Annotated in this window: 13 protein-coding genes, 2 rRNA genes and 1 pseudogene (1 of these 16 running past the window's edge); 5 read left to right on the forward strand and 11 right to left on the reverse strand. The window is 57.8% G+C overall.

From position 1 onward, the window contains the following. Positions 1 to 32: 32 nt before the first annotated feature. The 3 genes from NVV94_RS15315 to acnB all read left to right on the forward strand — a co-directional run bounded on the left by NVV94_RS15315 (position 33) and on the right by acnB (position 6943). Positions 33 to 2207, forward strand: a complete 2175-nt coding sequence (locus NVV94_RS15315) for a malate synthase G (RefSeq protein WP_258443240.1) — start codon at positions 33 to 35, stop codon at positions 2205 to 2207. 142 nt (positions 2208 to 2349) lie between these two features. Continuing rightward, the gene (locus NVV94_RS15320; protein WP_258443241.1) at positions 2350 to 4035 is read left to right on the forward strand and encodes a lactate permease LctP family transporter; all 1686 of its coding nucleotides are present in this window, start codon (positions 2350 to 2352) and stop codon (positions 4033 to 4035) included. Positions 4036 to 4333: 298 nt separating this feature from the next. Beyond that, on the forward strand, positions 4334 to 6943 hold the full coding sequence (acnB, locus tag NVV94_RS15325) for a bifunctional aconitate hydratase 2/2-methylisocitrate dehydratase (protein ID WP_258443242.1): 2610 nt from the start codon (positions 4334 to 4336) through the stop codon (positions 6941 to 6943). A gap of 220 nt (positions 6944 to 7163) precedes the next feature. Here the strand turns inward: acnB and NVV94_RS15330 are convergent, their stop codons facing one another. Next, positions 7164 to 8075 (reverse strand): LysR family transcriptional regulator, encoded by a 912-nt coding sequence (locus tag NVV94_RS15330; protein WP_258443243.1) that lies wholly within the window; start codon positions 8073 to 8075, stop codon positions 7164 to 7166. A 128-nt stretch (positions 8076 to 8203) separates the two neighbouring features. Here NVV94_RS15330 and lysA point away from each other — a divergent pair, with 128 nt between their 5' ends. Further along, positions 8204 to 9442 carry a diaminopimelate decarboxylase gene (lysA, locus tag NVV94_RS15335; RefSeq protein WP_258443244.1) on the forward strand — a complete coding sequence of 413 codons (1239 nt, stop codon included), beginning with the start codon at positions 8204 to 8206 and terminating at the stop codon, positions 9440 to 9442. Between the two features lie 79 nt (positions 9443 to 9521). Here the strand turns inward: lysA and NVV94_RS15340 are convergent. After that, a pseudogene (locus tag NVV94_RS15340) lies at positions 9522 to 9617 on the reverse strand (hemerythrin domain-containing protein); the annotation flags it as partial. Between the two features lie 210 nt (positions 9618 to 9827). Between NVV94_RS15340 and NVV94_RS15345 the strand changes: the two are divergent. After that, positions 9828 to 10664, forward strand: a complete 837-nt coding sequence (locus NVV94_RS15345) for a bifunctional allantoicase/(S)-ureidoglycine aminohydrolase (RefSeq protein WP_258443245.1) — start codon at positions 9828 to 9830, stop codon at positions 10662 to 10664. A 60-nt stretch (positions 10665 to 10724) separates the two neighbouring features. Here NVV94_RS15345 and NVV94_RS15350 read toward each other — a convergent pair whose 3' ends face one another. The 9 genes from NVV94_RS15350 to NVV94_RS15390 all read right to left on the reverse strand — a co-directional run. Further along, positions 10725 to 11021, reverse strand: coding sequence for a DUF3077 domain-containing protein (locus tag NVV94_RS15350; protein ID WP_258443247.1), 297 nt, complete (start codon positions 11019 to 11021; stop codon positions 10725 to 10727). 520 nt (positions 11022 to 11541) lie between these two features. Further along, a complete protein-coding gene (locus NVV94_RS15355) occupies positions 11542 to 12420 on the reverse strand; it encodes a LysR substrate-binding domain-containing protein (RefSeq protein WP_258443248.1) in 879 nt (292 codons plus the stop codon). Between the two features lie 280 nt (positions 12421 to 12700). Further along, the gene (locus tag NVV94_RS15360; protein WP_258443249.1) at positions 12701 to 13111 is read right to left on the reverse strand and encodes a polysaccharide deacetylase family protein; all 411 of its coding nucleotides are present in this window, start codon (positions 13109 to 13111) and stop codon (positions 12701 to 12703) included. Positions 13112 to 13173: 62 nt separating this feature from the next. Then, positions 13174 to 13935 (reverse strand): NAD(P)-dependent oxidoreductase, encoded by a 762-nt coding sequence (locus NVV94_RS15365; protein ID WP_258443250.1) that lies wholly within the window; start codon positions 13933 to 13935, stop codon positions 13174 to 13176. Beyond that, complete coding sequence (locus NVV94_RS15370; RefSeq protein ID WP_309304252.1) at positions 13839 to 14084, reverse strand: NAD-dependent epimerase/dehydratase family protein; 246 nt, start codon at positions 14082 to 14084, stop codon at positions 13839 to 13841. Before NVV94_RS15370 ends, NVV94_RS15365 begins: the two co-directional genes overlap by 97 nt. Positions 14085 to 14138: 54 nt before the next feature. Beyond that, positions 14139 to 14747 carry an SDR family NAD(P)-dependent oxidoreductase gene (locus NVV94_RS15375; RefSeq protein ID WP_258443251.1) on the reverse strand — a complete coding sequence of 203 codons (609 nt, stop codon included), beginning with the start codon at positions 14745 to 14747 and terminating at the stop codon, positions 14139 to 14141. A gap of 105 nt (positions 14748 to 14852) precedes the next feature. After that, complete coding sequence (locus NVV94_RS15380; RefSeq protein ID WP_258443252.1) at positions 14853 to 15887, reverse strand: APC family permease; 1035 nt, start codon at positions 15885 to 15887, stop codon at positions 14853 to 14855. A 601-nt stretch (positions 15888 to 16488) separates the two neighbouring features. After that, positions 16489 to 16604 (reverse strand): 5S ribosomal RNA (gene rrf / locus NVV94_RS15385). Between the two features lie 145 nt (positions 16605 to 16749). Beyond that, a 23S ribosomal RNA gene (locus tag NVV94_RS15390) occupies positions 16750 to 18401 on the reverse strand; it runs 1240 nt beyond the window's last position.

Genomic DNA, 18401 nt, shown 5'->3' on the forward strand with positions numbered 1-18401 from the left:
GCCGTGGGGGTAATCGAACAGGAGAAAAGAAAATGACCGAGCGCGTACACTGCCAGAGCCTGCAGGTATCCAGCCAATTCAAGCACTTCGTGGATGACGAGGTGTTGCCGGGCACGGGCATTTCATCCGAGGATTTCTGGAGCGGTTTTGACGACCTGGTAACAGATATGTCGCCAAAAAATCGCGCCCTGCTGGCTGAACGCGACCGCCTGCAAAACGAACTGGATGCCTGGCACCGCGCCCATCCTGGCCAGATCACCGACATGGCCGCCTACCAGGCTTTCCTTGAGTCTATCGGCTATCTTCAGCCACAACCCGGGCAAGTGCAGATCGGCACCCGCAATGTCGACGAGGAAATTGCCAACCAGGCCGGCCCTCAGTTGGTGGTGCCCGTCACCAATGCTCGTTTCGCGCTGAACGCCGCCAACGCACGCTGGGGCTCACTGTATGACGCCCTGTACGGAACCGACGCGATCGGCGACGAAAATGATGCCGGGAAGGGCAAGGGCTACAACCCGCGTCGTGGCGAGAAGGTAATTGCTTTTGCGCGCAACTTCCTCGATCAGGCCGCCCCACTGACTCGCGGCTCCCACTCCGATTCAACCGCGTATCGCATCGAGCTGGGCCAACTGCATGTGACGTTGGAGGACGGCAGCATCAGCGCCCTGGCACAGCCGGAAAAATTCATCGGCTATCAGGGCACTGCCAGTGCTCCCAACGCGGTACTGCTGAAGAACAACGGGCTGCATTTCGAGATCCAGATCGATCACTCCCACTTGATCGGTCAAACCGACAGTGCCGGCGTCAAGGATGTACTGCTGGAGTCCGCACTGAGCACGATACTCGACTGTGAAGACTCGGTCGCCGCCGTGGACGCCGAGGACAAGATCCTGGTCTACCGCAACCTGCTTGGCCTGATGAAGGGCGATCTGTCCGAGACGATCAGCAAGGGTGGGCAAACCTTTGTCCGGAGCATGAACCCGGACCGCCAGTACATTGCTGCAGGCGGGGAGCAACTGACACTGCCTGGCCGCTCGTTGCTGTTCGTGCGCAATGTCGGCCATCTCATGTGCACGCCCGTCATTCTCGACCGTGGCGGCAATGAGATTTTCGAGGGCATTCTCGATGCCGCAATCACCAGCCTGATTGCCCTGCACGACCTCCAGCGCCGCGAAAATTCCCGGGCCGGCAGCTTCTACATCGTAAAGCCCAAAATGCATGGCCCAGCCGAAGTCGAATTCGCCGACCAGTTGTTTGGACGTGTCGAAGACCTTCTCGGCCTGCCCCGCTACACACTGAAGATGGGGATCATGGACGAGGAACGGCGTACCAGCGTCAACCTCAAGGCATGCATCGCTGCCGCTGCCAATCGCATCGCCTTTATCAACACCGGCTTTCTCGATCGTACCGGCGACGAGATGCATACCGCCATGGAAGCCGGGGCCATGCTTCGCAAGGATGACATGAAGGGCACTTCCTGGATTTCGGCCTACGAACGCAACAACGTTCTGGTCGGGCTGGCCTGTGGCCTGCGTGGCTGCGCGCAGATAGGCAAAGGCATGTGGGCCATGCCGGACCTGATGCACGCCATGCTCGAGCAAAAGATCAACCATCCCAAGGCCGGGGCCACTACCGCCTGGGTGCCTTCCCCGACCGCCGCCACCCTTCACGTACTGCACTACCACCAAGTGGATGTGAAGAAGGTACAAGGCGAACTGGAGCACGTCGATCTCGACAGCCAGCGTGCCTCCTTGCTCCACGATCTGCTGACAGTGCCGGTGAGTGCAGCGCGTGACTGGAGCAAGATCGAGATCCAGGAGGAGCTCGATAACAATTGCCAGGGCATCCTCGGTTACGTCGTGCGTTGGGTGGAGCAAGGTATCGGCTGCTCGAAAGTGCCGGATATTCACAACGTCGGCCTCATGGAAGATCGTGCCACCTTGCGCATATCCAGCCAGCACATTGCCAACTGGCTGGCCCATGGCGTGGTCAATCACGAGCAGGTACTGGAGACCCTGAAGCGTATGTCCAGGGTGGTCGACGAGCAGAACGCTGGCGACGCCTCTTACCGCGCGATGGCCGGCAACGAACAATCCGCCGCGTTCCAGGCCGCCTCTGACCTGGTATTCAAAGGCCGCGAACAACCCAATGGCTACACCGAGCCGTTATTGCATGCCTGGCGCCAGCGCTTCAAACAACAGCACTGAGTCGCACGTCCCCGATCGATTCGCTGATTGGGGACGCTCTCGACGTTTCCAACGTTGTACACCGCTAGATAAAGCCCGTCGGAATAAATGGCGGCACGCACCACCGCGACCTGAACAATCACAATAAAAAGAGGTTCCTAGCATGCAAACCTGGCAACAGATATACACGCCCCTGGGCAGTCTGGGTCTATCGGCGCTTGTGGCGCTGATCCCCATCATATTCTTCTTCCTGGCGCTGGCCGTCTTTCGCATGAAAGGCTATATCGCCGGCACTATTACACTCGCGCTTTCAATCGCCATCGCAACATTGGTGTTCGACATGCCACTGGAGATGGCGTTTGCATCCGCAGGCTACGGCTTCGCCTACGGGCTTTGGCCAATCGCCTGGATCATCGTGGCTGCAGTATTTCTCTACAAACTGACGGTGAAGAGCGGGCAGTTCGAGATTATCCGAAGTTCCGTTCTTTCCATTACCGATGACCAACGTCTACAAGTGCTGTTGATCGGCTTCTCCTTCGGTGCCTTCCTCGAAGGCGCAGCCGGCTTCGGCGCACCCGTGGCGATTACCGGCGCCCTGCTCGTCGGACTTGGCTTCAACCCCTTGTACGCCGCTGGTCTTTGCCTGATCGCCAACACCGCCCCCGTGGCATTCGGTGCGCTCGGCGTGCCGATTATCGTCGCCGGCCAGGTGACTGGCATCGACGCGTTCAAAATCGGTGCAATGGCGGGCCGTCAACTGCCTTTGCTTTCGGTGATCGTGCCGTTCTGGCTTGTTGCAATAATGGACGGCTGGAAAGGCGTCAAGGAAACCTGGCCTGCTGCACTGGTCGCTGGCAGCAGTTTCGCCGTGACTCAGTACTACACGTCCAACTACATTGGCCCGGAACTCCCCGACATTACCTCGGCGCTGGTCAGTATCGTCTCGTTGACCCTGTTCCTCAAAGTCTGGCAGCCCAAGACGGCAAGAAGCACCGAGATCGTTGGCAGCGCAGGCGGTGCTGCTGTGCTGGGTGGTTTTGGCGGCATGCGCAACAGTGCCCCATCGCCCTACAGCATCGGAGAGATCATCAAGGCGTGGTCGCCGTTCTTGATCCTCACCGCGCTGGTCACTGTATGGACACTGAAACCCTTTAAAGCCATGTTTGCACCCGGCGGCGCGCTGGAGCACCTGGTGTTCAAATTGGCGATCCCCTATCTGGATCAACTGGTCATCAAAACCGCGCCGATCGTAGATGTACCTACGGCCATGCAAGCGGTTTACAAGTTGGACCTGATATCGGCGGGCGGCAGCGCGATTTTCCTTTCGGCATTGATCTCGATGTTCATCTTGCGCCTCAACGTGAGAACCGGGATTACCACCTTCAAAGAAACGCTGATCGAGTTGAAGTGGCCGATCCTGTCCATCGGCATGGTGTTGGCGTTCGCCTTCGTTACAAACTACTCAGGCATGTCATCCACCCTGGCACTGGTGCTTGCCGGGACGGGCGTGGCCTTCCCGTTCTTCTCGCCATTCCTCGGTTGGCTGGGCGTGTTCCTGACTGGTTCAGATACCTCCTCCAACGCGTTGTTCGGTTCATTGCAGGCTACTACTGCCCATCAGATCGGTGTCAATGACACGCTGCTGGTCGCTGCCAACACCAGTGGCGGGGTCACGGGCAAGATGATCTCTCCCCAATCGATCGCCGTCGCTTGCGCCGCAACGGGCCTGGTCGGCAAGGAGTCGGATCTGTTCCGTTTCACCCTGAAACACAGCCTGATGTTCGCGACCATCATCGGCCTGATCACGCTCGCCCAAGCTTATGTGTTCACCGGAATGCTGGTGCTATAGCCAAACGCTCGCGTCGGGGCAACCCCGGCGCAGCCGACAATGTGTCAACAATGCTATTGCTCTAACGAATTAAAACCATTAGATTCCGCACCACAAAGGGCCATGTGTCGACAATGCATCGACGCGAGACGCCACACCGAACAGGTTTCGTAGGAGCAGGCTCACTTTCTGGCAGTACGGGTGGTCACCCTCCATTGCTGAAAGTCTGCTCCTACTTTTTTACTTCGCGGCTTGCCCCCGCTATCCACCCCACCCTCGTGCACTTCGCCAAAGTGCGGCAATGACAGGAGATACCCCAGTGCTTGAAGCCTATGCCCGACACGTAAAAGCACGCGCCGAGGAAGGGCTGCCGCCCCTCGCGCTTAATGCCGAACAAGCCGCCGGCCTGGTCGAGCTGCTGAAGAATCCCCCTGCTGGCGAAGAAGCCGTCCTCGTCGACCTGATCACCAACCGCGTTCCACCAGGCGTGGACGAAGCCGCCTACGTCAAGGCCGGTTTCCTGTCTGCCGTGGCCAAAGGTGAAGCCAAGTCCCCCCTGATCGATAAAAAGCGCGCCGTTGAGCTGCTGGGCACCATGCAAGGCGGTTACAACATCGCCACCCTGGTCGAGCTGCTGGACGACGCCGAGCTGGCACCTGTTGCCGCCGAAGAGCTCAAGCACACCCTGCTGATGTTCGATGCGTTCCACGACGTGGCCGAAAAAGCCAAGGCCGGCAACGTCAACGCCAAGGCCGTGCTGCAGTCCTGGGCCGACGGCGAGTGGTTCAAGAACCGTCCGACCCTGGCCGACAAGATCAGCCTGCGCGTGTTCAAGGTCACTGGCGAAACCAACACCGACGACCTGTCCCCTGCGCCGGACGCCTGGTCGCGTCCTGATATCCCGCTGCACGCCCTGGCCATGCTGAAAATGGCCCGCGACGGCATCGTGCCGGACGAGCAAGGCGTGACCGGCCCGATGAAGCAGATCGAAGAGATGCGCGGCCAGGGCTTCCCGATCGCCTACGTCGGTGACGTGGTCGGTACCGGTTCTTCGCGGAAGTCGGCGACCAACTCGGTACTGTGGTTCTTCGGCGACGACATCCCTTACGTGCCGAACAAGCGCGGCGGTGGTTTCTGCTTCGGCTCCAAGATCGCCCCGATCTTCTACAACACCATGGAAGACGCCGGCGCCCTGCCGATCGAATTCGATGTGTCGAACATGCACATGGGCGACGTGATCGACCTGTACCCGCACGCCGGCAAGGTCTGCAAGCACGGCAGCCTTGATGTCATCACCACCTTCGAAATGAAAACCCCGGTGCTGCTGGACGAAGTCCGCGCCGGCGGCCGTATCCCGCTGATCGTCGGCCGTGGCCTGACCGAGAAGGCGCGCGCCGAGCTGGGCCTGGGCCCAACCGACCTGTTCAAGCTGCCTGAAGCTCCGGTCGACACCGGCAAGGGCTACACCCTGGCGCAGAAGATGGTCGGCAAGGCCTGCGGCCTGCCAGCTGGCAAGGGCGTACGCCCAGGCACCTACTGCGAACCGAAGATGACCACCGTCGGCTCCCAGGACACCACTGGCCCGATGACCCGCGACGAGCTGAAAGACCTGGCGTGCCTGGGCTTCTCCGCCGACCTGGTCATGCAGTCGTTCTGCCACACCGCTGCCTACCCGAAGCCAATCGACGTCACCACCCACCACACCCTGCCGGATTTCATCCGCACCCGTGGCGGCGTGTCCCTGCGTCCAGGCGACGGCATCATCCACAGCTGGCTGAACCGCATGCTGCTGCCGGACACCGTCGGCACCGGTGGTGACTCGCACACCCGCTTCCCGATCGGCATCTCCTTCCCGGCCGGTTCCGGCCTGGTCGCCTTCGCCGCGGCAACCGGCGTGATGCCACTGGACATGCCGGAGTCGGTACTGGTGCGCTTCAAGGGCAAACTGCAACCGGGCATCACCCTGCGTGACCTGGTGCATGCCATCCCTTACTACGGCATCAAGCACGGCCTGCTGACCGTCGAGAAGAAAGGCAAGATCAACGCCTTCTCCGGCCGCATCCTGGAAATCGAAGGCCTGGACGACCTGACCGTCGAGCAAGCCTTCGAACTGTCCGACGCCTCGGCCGAACGTTCCGCGGCCGGTTGCACCATCAAGCTGCCGGAAAAGGCCATCGCCGAGTACCTGAAGTCGAACATCACCCTGCTGCGCTGGATGATCAGCGAAGGCTACGGCGATGCCCGCACCATGGAGCGTCGCGCCCAGGCGATGGAAGCCTGGCTGGCCGACCCGCAGCTGCTGGAAGCCGACAAGGACGCCGAGTACGCCGAGGTCATCGAGATCGACCTGGCCGACATCAAGGAGCCGGTGCTCTGCGCGCCGAACGACCCGGACGACGCACGCCTGCTGTCCACCGTTCAAGGCCAGAAGATCGACGAAGTGTTCATCGGTTCGTGCATGACCAACATCGGTCACTTCCGCGCGGCCGGTAAACTGCTGGATCAGGTCAAGGGTCAGCTGCCCACCCGTCTGTGGCTGTCGCCGCCGACCAAGATGGACGCTCACCAACTGACCGAAGAGGGCTACTACGGCATCTACGGCAAGGCTGGCGCGCGCATGGAAATGCCGGGCTGCTCGCTGTGCATGGGTAACCAGGCACGCGTCGAACCGAACTCCACCGTGGTCTCGACTTCGACCCGTAACTTCCCGAACCGCCTGGGCGATGGTGCCAACGTGTACCTGGCTTCTGCCGAACTGGCCGCTGTCGCGTCCATCCTCGGCAAGCTGCCAACCGTCGAAGAGTACATGGAGTACGCCGGCAAGATCGACAGCATGGCGGCCGATGTCTACCGCTACCTGAGCTTCGACCAGATCGCCGAGTTCCGTGAAGCGGCGGCGAACGCCAACATCCCGGTCGTTCAAGCGTAACGAAACACCGCGTTGAAAAAGCCCCGCCATCTGGCGGGGCTTTTTTATGCCTGGCAGTTGGAATGCAATCCCTGTAGCCGCTGCCGCAGGCTGCGCTCGCGTGCGAAGCAGGCGCAAGATCTTGAGATCGCCAAGGGAGCCCCTGCGGGACTCCAGCGTCGCAGCGGCGCACCGAGCCTGACGGCAGCGGCTACAGGGATCGCGGCGCCTGTATCAGACCTCAAGCGCATCCGAGCGCATTGGCAAGGCACAACACCTCATCGCTCAACGCCTTGCAAAAGGTATCGACGAAGATTGAGGAGGGTCGATAATCAGGCCTGATCAACATGACGCGATAGGGAATGGACACGTTGATCGGCCGAATGGCCAATCCTCTGCCTGACTCTTGTACGGCGGTCAGCGGGTTGATGATCGCCACCCCCAATTGTTGCCTGACCATGGCACAGACCGAGGCCGCGCTGGTTGTTTCGATGACGGTATGCCGATCGACACCGGCCCGACGAAAGTGCTCATCAAGCGTCTGACGATAGATGTCCAGACCCGACAGGTTGATGAAATCGACACCGCGAAAGTCCTCCATTGCGAGTAGCGGCCTGGACAACAAAGGATGCCCCTCTGGCAGTACGCAGACCATGTCGGCACAAAAGAGCAATTCCCCTCGGGTACCTCGGGGCACATGTTCACTCTCGGTCAAGCCGAGGTCGTAACGCTGGGCGCTGAGCGATTCCTCGAGCAAGGGCGATTCCTGTGCCGTGATACTCAAGCCAATACCGCCATGCTGCTGGTGAAAGTGCTTGCAGACCCTGGGCAACAGCGTCTGGGAAAACAGCGGCAGGCTAGTGATGGTCAGTTGGCCATGCTCGAATCGACGGATCGATTGTGCAACGCTGTTGATGCGTTCCAGCCCTATATACGAGCGCTCGACCTCTTCGAGTAGCAGCATCGCCTGGGCCGTTGGCACAAGCCGTCCACCCTCGCGATCAAACAGACGCAGGCCCGAGAGGCTTTCAAGCCTCGCCAGTTCCCGGCTGACCGTCGGTTGGGAGGTGAACAGCAAGCGCGCCGCGCCCGTGACACTGCCGGCCTGCATGGTCGCTCGGAAAACTTCGATATGCCGCAAGGAAATGGCCATACCTATCCTTGTTTGTACGATTGAGACCCATATCAAAACTGAATCGATGAACAAAGAATAGATATTTTATTGAATACCTGGCGATCTGCATGATGGTCTCCTACCTTCACCAAAGATCGACTTCCTCCATGCCCAGCCAACATGACTTCCAGCAACTCGCCGCCATTGCCAGACAACACGGCACCCCGCTCTGGTGTTATGACGCCCAGACCATCAAAGCGCGCATCAAGCAACTGGCGTGCTTCGAAACCGTTCGCTTCGCCCAGAAAGCCTGTTCCAACCTGCACATCCTGCGCTTGATACGCGAGCAGGGTGTTCGGGTCGATGCCGTCTCATTGGGCGAAATCGAGCGGGCAGTGCTCGCAGGTTACAGCCCCGCCGGCACACCTGCGGGCATCGTCCTGACCTGTGATCTGTTCGACGAGCCGACACTGCAGCGCGTTGTCGAGCTGAATATCGAGGTCAATACCGGCTCGATCGACATGCTCCGCCAACTGGGTGCAAGGTCTCCGGGCCATCGCGTTTGGCTGCGGATCAACCCGGGCTTTGGCCACGGTCACAGCCGCAAGACCAATACCGGCGGTGAAAACAGCAAGCACGGCATCTGGCATGACCAGGTTGACGAAGCGCTCGGTGTCATTCGGCAGTTCGGGCTGAAACTGGTGGGCTTGCACATGCATATCGGCTCCGGCGTGGATTACGCGCATCTGGAGCAAGTAGGCTGCGCAATGGTCTCGGCGGTTAAGTCGCTCGACCACGATATCGAAGCCTTTTCCATCGGTGGCGGGCTTTCCACGCCCTACCGCGAGGGCGATGAGCCGGTGGACATTCAGCGCTATGCAGACGCATGGCGCCAGGCCAGGCAGGACATCGAGGCCTGGCTCAAGCATCCGGTACGGATGGAAATCGAACCCGGCCGTTTTCTGGTCGCCGAGTCTGGTTGCCTGGTGACCGAAGTCCGGGCGGTCAAAAAAGTCGGCAGCCGAAATTTCATCCTGGTGAACGCCGGTTTCAATGACCTGATGCGCCCAGCCCTTTATGGCGCCTATCACCACATGACCTTGCTGGACCCCCAGGGTGCCCCGGTCAATCGCCCGGAACACGACTATGTGGTGGGCGGCCCCCTGTGTGAATCCGGCGATATCTTTACCCAGGATGAAGAGGGTGTCACACCCCGTTTGCTGCCTGAAGCGCAGGTGGGTGACTTGCTGATCATGCACGATACCGGCGCGTACGGCGCCTCCATGTCGTCCAACTACAATAGCCGGACACTGCTGCCGGAGGTGTTGCTCGAGCAGGGGCAAGCCAGATTGATTCGACGTGCGCAGCCACTCTCGGATCTGCTGGCCCTGGAGTTGGGACTTTAACAAGCCAACAGGCACTCTGCCGTGCGCGCTTTAGCCGACGCGCGCGGCCCGGCACTCGACCGGGGCTGACTCAAGAAGACGAAAGTTGGGCGTTATTGTCATCGACCATCAACGGCATGTAGAAAAAGCGCTCCTCAGCGGTCTCGTGAGCATGGAGCTCGGACTTGAGCTGTTGCGCGCACCTCGGTTCCGCCATTGATTTCCTGATGCAAGGATTTAAACCATCCAAAAAATGAATGCAGCGCATTCCAACATTTAATTTGTGGATACCAGGATTCTTTTATAGGGTGTGGTTCTGTACCCCGGCAGGACCACCCAAGGCAGCGCCGAATCTAAAGGTGGCGCTGCATCTGGGAACCCGAACAACAACGACAGAAGGTGTTCCATGTCAAAGACCACTTACTACGCCCCTCATGGGGGGCATCCGGCTCAGACCGAACTACTGACCGACCGGGCGATGTTCACCGAAGCCTACGCGGTCATTCCCAAGGGCGTGATGCGCGACATCGTGACCAGCCACCTGCCCTTCTGGGACAAGACTCGTCTGTGGGTGCTGGCCCGGCCGCTGACCGGTTTTGCCGAAACCTTCTCCCAGTACATTGTCGAAGTGAGCCCGGGTGGTGGTAGCAACGCTCCCGAGCAAGACAAGGAAGCTGAAGGCGTGATCTTCGTCGTCGAAGGCGAAATCGACCTGACCCTGCAAGGCAACGTCCATACCCTCAAACCGGGCGGCTATGCATTCATCCCGCCAGCGGCAGACTGGGCCCTGCGCAACAACAGTGGCGACGCGGTACGCTTCCACTGGCTGCGCAAGCGCTATCAGGCGGTTGACGGCCTGGCCTACCCCGAAGCCTTCGTGACCAACGAACAAGACGTCGAACCCATCCCGATGCCAGGCACCGAAGGGCGCTGGGTCACCACGCGCTTTGTCGACATGGCCGACATGCGCCATGACATGCACGTCAACATCGTGACCTTCGAACCGGGCGGCGTGATCCCCTTCGCCGAGACCCATGTGATGGAACATGGCCTCTACGTGCTGGAAGGCAAGGCGGTCTACCGCCTGAATCAGGACTGGGTCGAGGTGGAGGCTGGTGACTTCATGTGGCTGCGTGCTTTCTGCCCGCAGGCCTGCTATGCCGGTGGCCCTGGCCGTTTCCGCTACCTGCTGTACAAAGATGTGAACCGTCACATGAACCTGACGCTCAACGCTGCGCGTTAAGCTCAGGGGCTGCACACGAATCCCGCCGGCTCAGCACCGGCGGGATTTTTATTCGAGCGGTCAGCGAGTGCCTGGCTGGTCCATCACCGCACCGATCAACGCCTGCGCCGCATCGAGCTGTTGAATCAGCCCGAGCACCAGCGATTTGTCATTGAGGTGCAGGTGATCGACCACATCCCAGGCCGTGGCTTCGGCGTATTCGATCAGGGTGGTGGCGTGAGCCAGCGCGTCTTCGGCCGGGATGCCGCCACGCACGGTGAACATGGGTTGGCCGTTGCTGTCGACGGTGCCGAAGGGTTTTTCGGTGGTGAAAAGTGAGGGGGTTGAAGCGGGTGGATCGGGGACGATTTTGATCATGGTGAAACTCCAAGTTTGAATGGAGCTGCCATCGACCGCCGCGACGCGGTTAAGGGTGACAGCTGTACGCAGGTTCGCGGACCGGGAAACTTGGAACCCGGCATACCCGAAGGTATCCCGCGCACAGCCGCCATAACACGAAGCAGCGGGCAAAAACAAAGCGCCTGCTGTCGGATGGGGCGCTTATGCGCCAAGTTTCGCGGGCCGCGACGCCCGGTCGTTGAATTGGCAACGACCAGGCAAGACTAGCCACCAGCAAACACAGGCGCAACAGCATTCAAGGCGAGCTGATTATGCTTGGGAAATACCGCGCGCGAAATAGAGAAAAACCCTACAGCACCGTCATTGTGGGAGCGGGTCTTGCCCGCGATTGGGCTGCGCAGCGGCCCCCTGCTGCATCAGGCCTGACATCGCGGGGAAGGCTGCGCCTTCCAATCGCGGGCAAGACCCGCTCCTACAATGTCCGTGTGAGCCGCCGATACCCATCAAGGCCTGGACGTGGGTCATCAGTCCTGTCCGATCAGTACTGCCCCTCCAGCGACCGTGCCAGTACGCCTGCCAGTTCCTTGACCATCGGGTCCGCCGAAGGGCGATGAATGATGACCACCTCCATGGCATCGATGGCGGGCAGTCCGCACGCTTTCGTCAGCACCAGGTGATCGGCAGTGACCGCTCGTTGCGGGAGCAGGCTGACGCCCATGCCGTCAGCAACCGCCGCCTGGATACCGCTAAGGCTCGAGCTGGTGAAGCTGATACGCCAGCGCCGGCCCATGCGCTCGATGGCATTTATCATATCGTCCCGGTACAGCCCCCGGGGCGGAAAGGTAACCAACGGAACCGGGTCAAGATCGAAGGTGGGGTTCTTGGCGCTGTCGATCCATTGCAACTTCTCAGGCCAGCTTGCCACGGCTTCACGGCTGTTACGGCGCTGCTTGACCAGGATCAGGTCCAGCTCACCGTTGTCGTAGCCACTGCTCAGATCGCGGCATAAGCCACTGGTGACTTCCAGCTTGACCTGTGGATGCTTGCGATTGAATGCCGAAAGCAGATGAGTCGTGCGCCCAGCAACGAAATCTTCGGGCACACCAAGGCGCACCGTCACCGCCACAGTGGCGCCCGACATGGCTTCGAACATTTCATCATTGAACGCGAGCATGTGCCGGGCATAACCCAGCAGCGTCTGCCCCGCATCGGTGGGCAAAACATCGCGATTGCCCCGGTCCAGAAGTTTGTGCCCGACCATCTCTTCCAGCCGCCGCACCTTTTGGCTGACGGTGGACTGGGTGGAATACAGCCGCGCGGCAGCGGTGGTGAAGCTGCCGCAATCAGCGACCATGACCATAGCCCTGAGCAAGTCCAGATCGAACAGCGGCCTATTCAATTTATCACTGCTAGCCATAACGATATTCGACTTATAAATAAACTGACCGACTTCTAACATGGCCGAATGTAGCGCGCAACCAGCCTCTGGCAAGCAACCGCTCCAGCAACCAGAACCCCGCCGGGCCCGGCGGGGGGACACTCGATCATGCCACATCCACTGAAATCGGCCTGGGCCAGCCGCGCAGCGGCAACTCGGTCAAGCGGCCACGGCTCGCTCCAGGCCTGTAATCAGGCAGAGTAGCGACCATCCATCGATGGTCGCCCCCCAACATTAATTACAACAAGAACCAAACAGCTTATCTATTTGCTTTAACCGGTCCCTGGTAGTAAGGCAGGCTGTCAGTGTCGCAGCCACGATCAAGCCAATAGGCCTCCTCTTCTCGACTCAGTTCATTTGGATGTTCATGTATGTAGCCATGATGGCCAATTTTGTGTCCATCTTCGACAATCGCCTCAATGGCTTTGGGGTATTGCTCGATGCACCACGCCGGAATAAAAAACGTCTGTTTGATCTGGAAGCGTCGATAGGTTTCCAGAATCCTTGGAATCGCCACCTTGGGCCCGTAGTGCAGCATTGAAATACTAGCGACACGTGTCGCTGAATCTTTGGGGTGGGCCACATGTAGAATGCTGTCTGCATCCATATCGAAGGTAAAGGCGACGGCACATCGTGCGCCATTTGGCCACACAATAGGGTTCTCGATCATTTTTAATCACCAATTGATGCTGAAAGTTATTGACTCACCAAGAAAAGCGATCAAGGCCGATATCAATATTCGTGATCGAGCAGCCAGTTTGAATAATGCGCCATTCCTTTCTCAAGGGACCATTGCGCTCGATACCCCAATTCCCGCTCCGCCACACTAAGGTCCCACTCCCCTTGCCGATCCAGATGCCAGTGGCCAGCACCGATTTCAATAGCGGCATCAGGAATAAGTTTCCTGATGATTTCAACGGCCTCATGCAGCGTCCAGGAACGATCACCCGCAATATTGAATACACCCCCTTTAACATCTCTGGTTTCAGCCGCCATCAGCACTGCACGTACAACGTCTTCTACATGAATATAATGGAATCGATGATCTCCACCGCAAGCCTGGCTGAATTTTTCACCACGATGAACTGCCTTGAGTATATCCCTGAGAATTTGCGGCATTTTATTTTCAGGACCATACACTTCCGCGATCCGCAATGAAATCACCTCCATACCATAGAGGTCGTTATAGACTCGGCCGAAATGCTCATTGGCAAGCTTGGTCACACCATAAGGTGTAGTTGGATTAGGGGGTGTATTTTCACTGACTACACCATCGACATGCCCATATACAGTTTCAGACGAGAAATTGACAAGTCTTTTAATCCCGGCCAAACGCATTGCTTCAAGCAAATGAATGGTGCCATCGATGTTCGCTGCCACCGTGGTGATCGGTAGCTCTATAGACAAGTCAGGATGCGACATCGCCGCCGTATGAATGACGCAATCAACTCCATATTTCTGGATGGTTCTGACAATCCTGGGGATATCGAACAACTCTCTCCCTGTACAGCGGTCATGAACTCTGACGAGGCCTCTGAGTAGTCACGGTTGTAACTCACCACCTGAACGCCCTTTTCGCTGAGCGTTTTAGTGAGATACCTGCCGACATAGCCCAAACCACCGGTAATCATTACAGCGCCCATATCATACCTTTTTGTTATTAATAGAATTAGAGCCACTTGGTTTAAATGGTGAAATCAGATCGCAGCTCCACCATTGGGGCTGACCACCTGTCCAACCATGAAATCTCCCGCCGGTCCAGCCAGGGCTTCGACCATGGCTGCAATCTCTTCCGGCTTTCCGAAGCGCTTCAATGGAATCGTCGCGCGTGTCTCATCGTTGTACTCGATGGTGTCGTTGATCAGCATGTCTGTTTCGATCGGCCCCGGCGCCACCGAATTAACCAATACGCCTGACGGGGCAACTTCCTTTGCAACCGCTTTTGTCAGAGCGATCACCCCACCCTTCGAGGCGCAGTACGCGGCATAGGTCGCAAACCCAATCAACCCCAGCTCGGAGCTGATATTGATGATCCGCCCTTGACCGCGTGCAAGCATGCCCGGCAATACGGCTTGCATGCAGGCCCAGGTACCCCCGAGATTGGTGTTGATCATCTGCTCCCACTGCGCCCAGGTCGTCTGCGCTACTGTCGCCGAAACCAGCCTCCCTGCATTGTTGACAAGGATGTCGACCCGGCCATAGCGGCCCTCCGCTTCCCGGATAATTCCGGCTGCCGCTTCGGGATTACTGACATCAGCTTGAATAGTGATCCCATCTCCACCGTTTTCTTCGGCAGTACGTATCACCGCTGCCAGTTCATCGCTGAAGTCGTAAATGCGCCGGGCTGGATCGCTGCATCTTCGATGTCGATTCTTTACTCAATATCCGGCCACCATGCTCCGCTGGCCATTCTACCCAGCACAAGTATTGCGAGAGACGCCGGGATCGACAGTGCCAGCCACACCCCGAAACGATGAAGTCGCCAGGCCATGACAATAAATGCGGCGATAGCGGCCATATAGGACATGACCAGCGTGATGGTCACTACGTCGTAGTACCACAAGACCTTGTCCAGTGGCTTCCACCAGAGCAGCGCAACAGCTACCGCCGCGACAATAGTGCTGGCCAGCCAAAGGGGACTTCGATTTGTTGACTGAGCACAGCACTGTTGGCAGGTGCCCTTCCTCACTCATTCGGTAGAGCGTACGAGCAGCCGCGCTAGAGGAAATTTGCAACCCAGCGCATGCCGATGTAATCACCACGAACAATGCGATCCAGGCCATGGCAGGTGGCAAGTAGACATTCGCCACAGCAGCGATCGGCCCGCCATTACCGTCTTCGACGATGGCAGCCAATTCCTCTACAGGCACTGCGAACTGCCAACCGATAGCCGCGAGACTGTAAATGACGAATGCTGAAGTCAGAACGAGCAGCATGGAGCGCTGTACGGTCCGAACTGGAACACGCGACTCCTCGATGTAGTTGATCGCCGAGTCGAAGTTGGCGAGCATCCATACGCCGAACAGCACAGCCGGCCCGATCGCGAACAAACCACCTGCACCCTCCAACGAGTACATGGAGGTGACCGACAAATCTTGCACCTGAGGATTGATGAGCCCCATCAACCCGAGACCAGCTACAACACTGATCTCAAAGATCAGAAAGACGCTGGCTACTTTGGCGGTGGCATTGACTCCGTACCAGGAAATGACCAGGAAGATCAGAACCATGCCCGTCCCGATCAACTTAGCATTAAGCGGGCCAGCCAATGCCGGAATCAACGCCTGTATATATTCAGTTCCGATGATTGCGCACATTGCCATCACCGCCGTGCACGCAACGGCATAAGCCCAACCGAGAATAGTCCCTACATGGGGATGCAGAAATCGCGACGTGAATGTAAACACTCCACCCGCTGACGGCGCCTGGCGGGTGAGCGCGATCATGCAGAAGGCCATCACCAACATCGGGAAGAAGTACGCAATTGGTATTTAGAGTCCCTTTATTAAGAGCTGTATTGAGTTCGCGAACAGTTCCATCACGGTCATAGCCGATTATTTCATAGAGTTTCATTATTTTTATGCTCTGTTCAATAGCTATAGAAGATGTCGCAACGCCAAATAATCTGAATGCAAAGGACCCTTTATTAACGACTGTATTACTCACTGAGCAGGGGGGTTGATTAGTATAGGAACAGACAAAAAATACCTACCATCAAAAATTTCAGATGTTTGCATCTGAATTGGCGAAGTAAGCGCTTTATGAAGATACCGCCGCTGCCCTGCCGGGCATGGGCGGTTTTTGGTTGGCGCAAGGGCAGATGTGCTGCATCGTGAGAGCCAACGCGATCGCTGTAGCCGCTGCCGTAGGCTGCGCTAGGGCCGGCACGGCCCTCACGATCGCAAGAGCGCGGCCGCTCTCTGCGGCCGAGCGTCGCAACGGCGCACCGAGCCAGCGGCAGCGGCTACAGGGTCGGTGGTGACTGGGCTTTTTGCGGGGCAAAAACAAAACCCCATCTGCGTTCGCAGATGGGGTTTCGGAATTTAATCTTGACGATGACCTACTCTCACATGGGGAAACCCCACACTACCATCGGCGATGCATCGTTTCACTGCTGAGTTCGGGATGGGATCAGGTGGTTCCAATGCTCTATGGTCGTCAAGAAATTCTGGTGCCAAGCCGTCTTTCGACGTCTTGGCGAATCGGGTATGTGATGATTTGTGCGTCGCAAACTTTCGGTTCGTTTCGTCTTCACTACCGCAATTTGGCCCTGCTCTTTACAGGAGCAGCAAATTGCTTGGGTGTTATATGGTCAAGCCTCACGGGCAATTAGTATTGGTTAGCTCAACGCCTCACAGCGCTTACACACCCAACCTATCAACGTCGTAGTCTTCGACGGCCCTTCAGGGAGCTCAAGGCTCCAGTGAGATCTCATCTTGAGGCTAGTTTCCCGCTTAGATGCTTTCAGCGGTTATCTATTCCGAACATAGCTACCCGGCAATGCCACTGGCGTGACAACCGGAACACCAGAGGTTCGTCCACTCCGGTCCTCTCGTACTAGGAGCAGCCCCTCTCAAATCTCAAACGTCCACGGCAGATAGGGACCGAACTGTCTCACGACGTTCTAAACCCAGCTCGCGTACCACTTTAAATGGCGAACAGCCATACCCTTGGGACCGGCTTCAGCCCCAGGATGTGATGAGCCGACATCGAGGTGCCAAACACCGCCGTCGATATGAACTCTTGGGCGGTATCAGCCTGTTATCCCCGGAGTACCTTTTATCCGTTGAGCGATGGCCCTTCCATACAGAACCACCGGATCACTAAGACCTACTTTCGTACCTGCTCGACGTGTCTGTCTCGCAGTCAAGCGCGCTTTTGCCTTTATACTCTACGACCGATTTCCGACCGGTCTGAGCGCACCTTCGTACTCCTCCGTTACTCTTTAGGAGGAGACCGCCCCAGTCAAACTACCCACCATACACTGTCCTCGATCCGGATAACGGACCTGAGTTAGAACCTCAAAGTTGCCAGGGTGGTATTTCAAGGATGGCTCCACGCGAACTGGCGTCCACGCTTCAAAGCCTCCCACCTATCCTACACAAGCAAATTCAAAGTCCAGTGCAAAGCTATAGTAAAGGTTCACGGGGTCTTTCCGTCTAGCCGCGGATACACTGCATCTTCACAGCGATTTCAATTTCACTGAGTCTCGGGTGGAGACAGCGCCGCCATCGTTACGCCATTCGTGCAGGTCGGAACTTACCCGACAAGGAATTTCGCTACCTTAGGACCGTTATAGTTACGGCCGCCGTTTACCGGGGCTTCGATCAAGAGCTTCGCGTTAGCTAACCCCATCAATTAACCTTCCGGCACCGGGCAGGCGTCACACCCTATACGTCCACTTTCGTGTTTGCAGAGTGCTGTGTTTTTAATAAACAGTCGCAGCGGCCTGGTATCTTCGACCGGCATGAGCTTACGCAGTAAATGCTTCACCCTCACCGGCGCACCTTCTCCCGAAGTTACGGTGCCATTTTGCCTAGTTCCTTCACCCGAGTTCTCTCAAGCGCCTTGGTATTCTCTACCCAACCACCTGTGTCGGTTTGGGGTACGGTTCCTGGTTACCTGAAGCTTAGAAGCTTTTCTTGGAAGCATGGCATCAACCACTTCGCGCTCTAATGAGCACTCGTCATCAGCTCTCGGCCTTGAACCCCCGGATTTACCTAAGAGTCCAGCCTACCACCTTAAACTTGGACAACCAACGCCAAGCTGGCCTAGCCTTCTCCGTCCCTCCATCGCAATAACCAGAAGTACAGGAATATTAACCTGTTTTCCATCGACTACGCTTTTCAGCCTCGCCTTAGGGACCGACTAACCCTGCGTCGATTAACGTTGCGCAGGAAACCTTGGTCTTTCGGCGTGGGTGTTTTTCACACCCATTGTCGTTACTCATGTCAGCATTC

Source organism: Pseudomonas sp. LS1212 (genome assembly GCF_024741815.1).
In the GTDB taxonomy this organism is placed as follows: domain Bacteria; phylum Pseudomonadota; class Gammaproteobacteria; order Pseudomonadales; family Pseudomonadaceae; genus Aquipseudomonas.

Excerpts from the sequence above, each read along its gene's own strand:
- NVV94_RS15315 (WP_258443240.1), top strand. The coding sequence starts at position 33 with ATGACCGAGCGCGTACACTGCCAGAGCCTGCAGGTATCCAGCCAATTC.
- NVV94_RS15320 (WP_258443241.1), top strand. The coding sequence starts at position 2,350 with ATGCAAACCTGGCAACAGATATACACGCCCCTGGGCAGTCTGGGTCTA.
- NVV94_RS15330 (WP_258443243.1), bottom strand. The coding sequence starts at position 8,075 with ATGGCCATTTCCTTGCGGCATATCGAAGTTTTCCGAGCGACCATGCAG.
- lysA (WP_258443244.1), top strand. The coding sequence starts at position 8,204 with ATGCCCAGCCAACATGACTTCCAGCAACTCGCCGCCATTGCCAGACAA.
- NVV94_RS15345 (WP_258443245.1), top strand. The coding sequence starts at position 9,828 with ATGTCAAAGACCACTTACTACGCCCCTCATGGGGGGCATCCGGCTCAG.
- NVV94_RS15350 (WP_258443247.1), bottom strand. The coding sequence starts at position 11,021 with ATGATCAAAATCGTCCCCGATCCACCCGCTTCAACCCCCTCACTTTTC.
- NVV94_RS15355 (WP_258443248.1), bottom strand. The coding sequence starts at position 12,420 with ATGGCTAGCAGTGATAAATTGAATAGGCCGCTGTTCGATCTGGACTTG.
- NVV94_RS15360 (WP_258443249.1), bottom strand. The coding sequence starts at position 13,111 with ATGATCGAGAACCCTATTGTGTGGCCAAATGGCGCACGATGTGCCGTC.
- NVV94_RS15370 (WP_309304252.1), bottom strand. The coding sequence starts at position 14,084 with ATGGGCGCTGTAATGATTACCGGTGGTTTGGGCTATGTCGGCAGGTAT.
- NVV94_RS15380 (WP_258443252.1), bottom strand. The coding sequence starts at position 15,887 with ATGATCGCGCTCACCCGCCAGGCGCCGTCAGCGGGTGGAGTGTTTACA.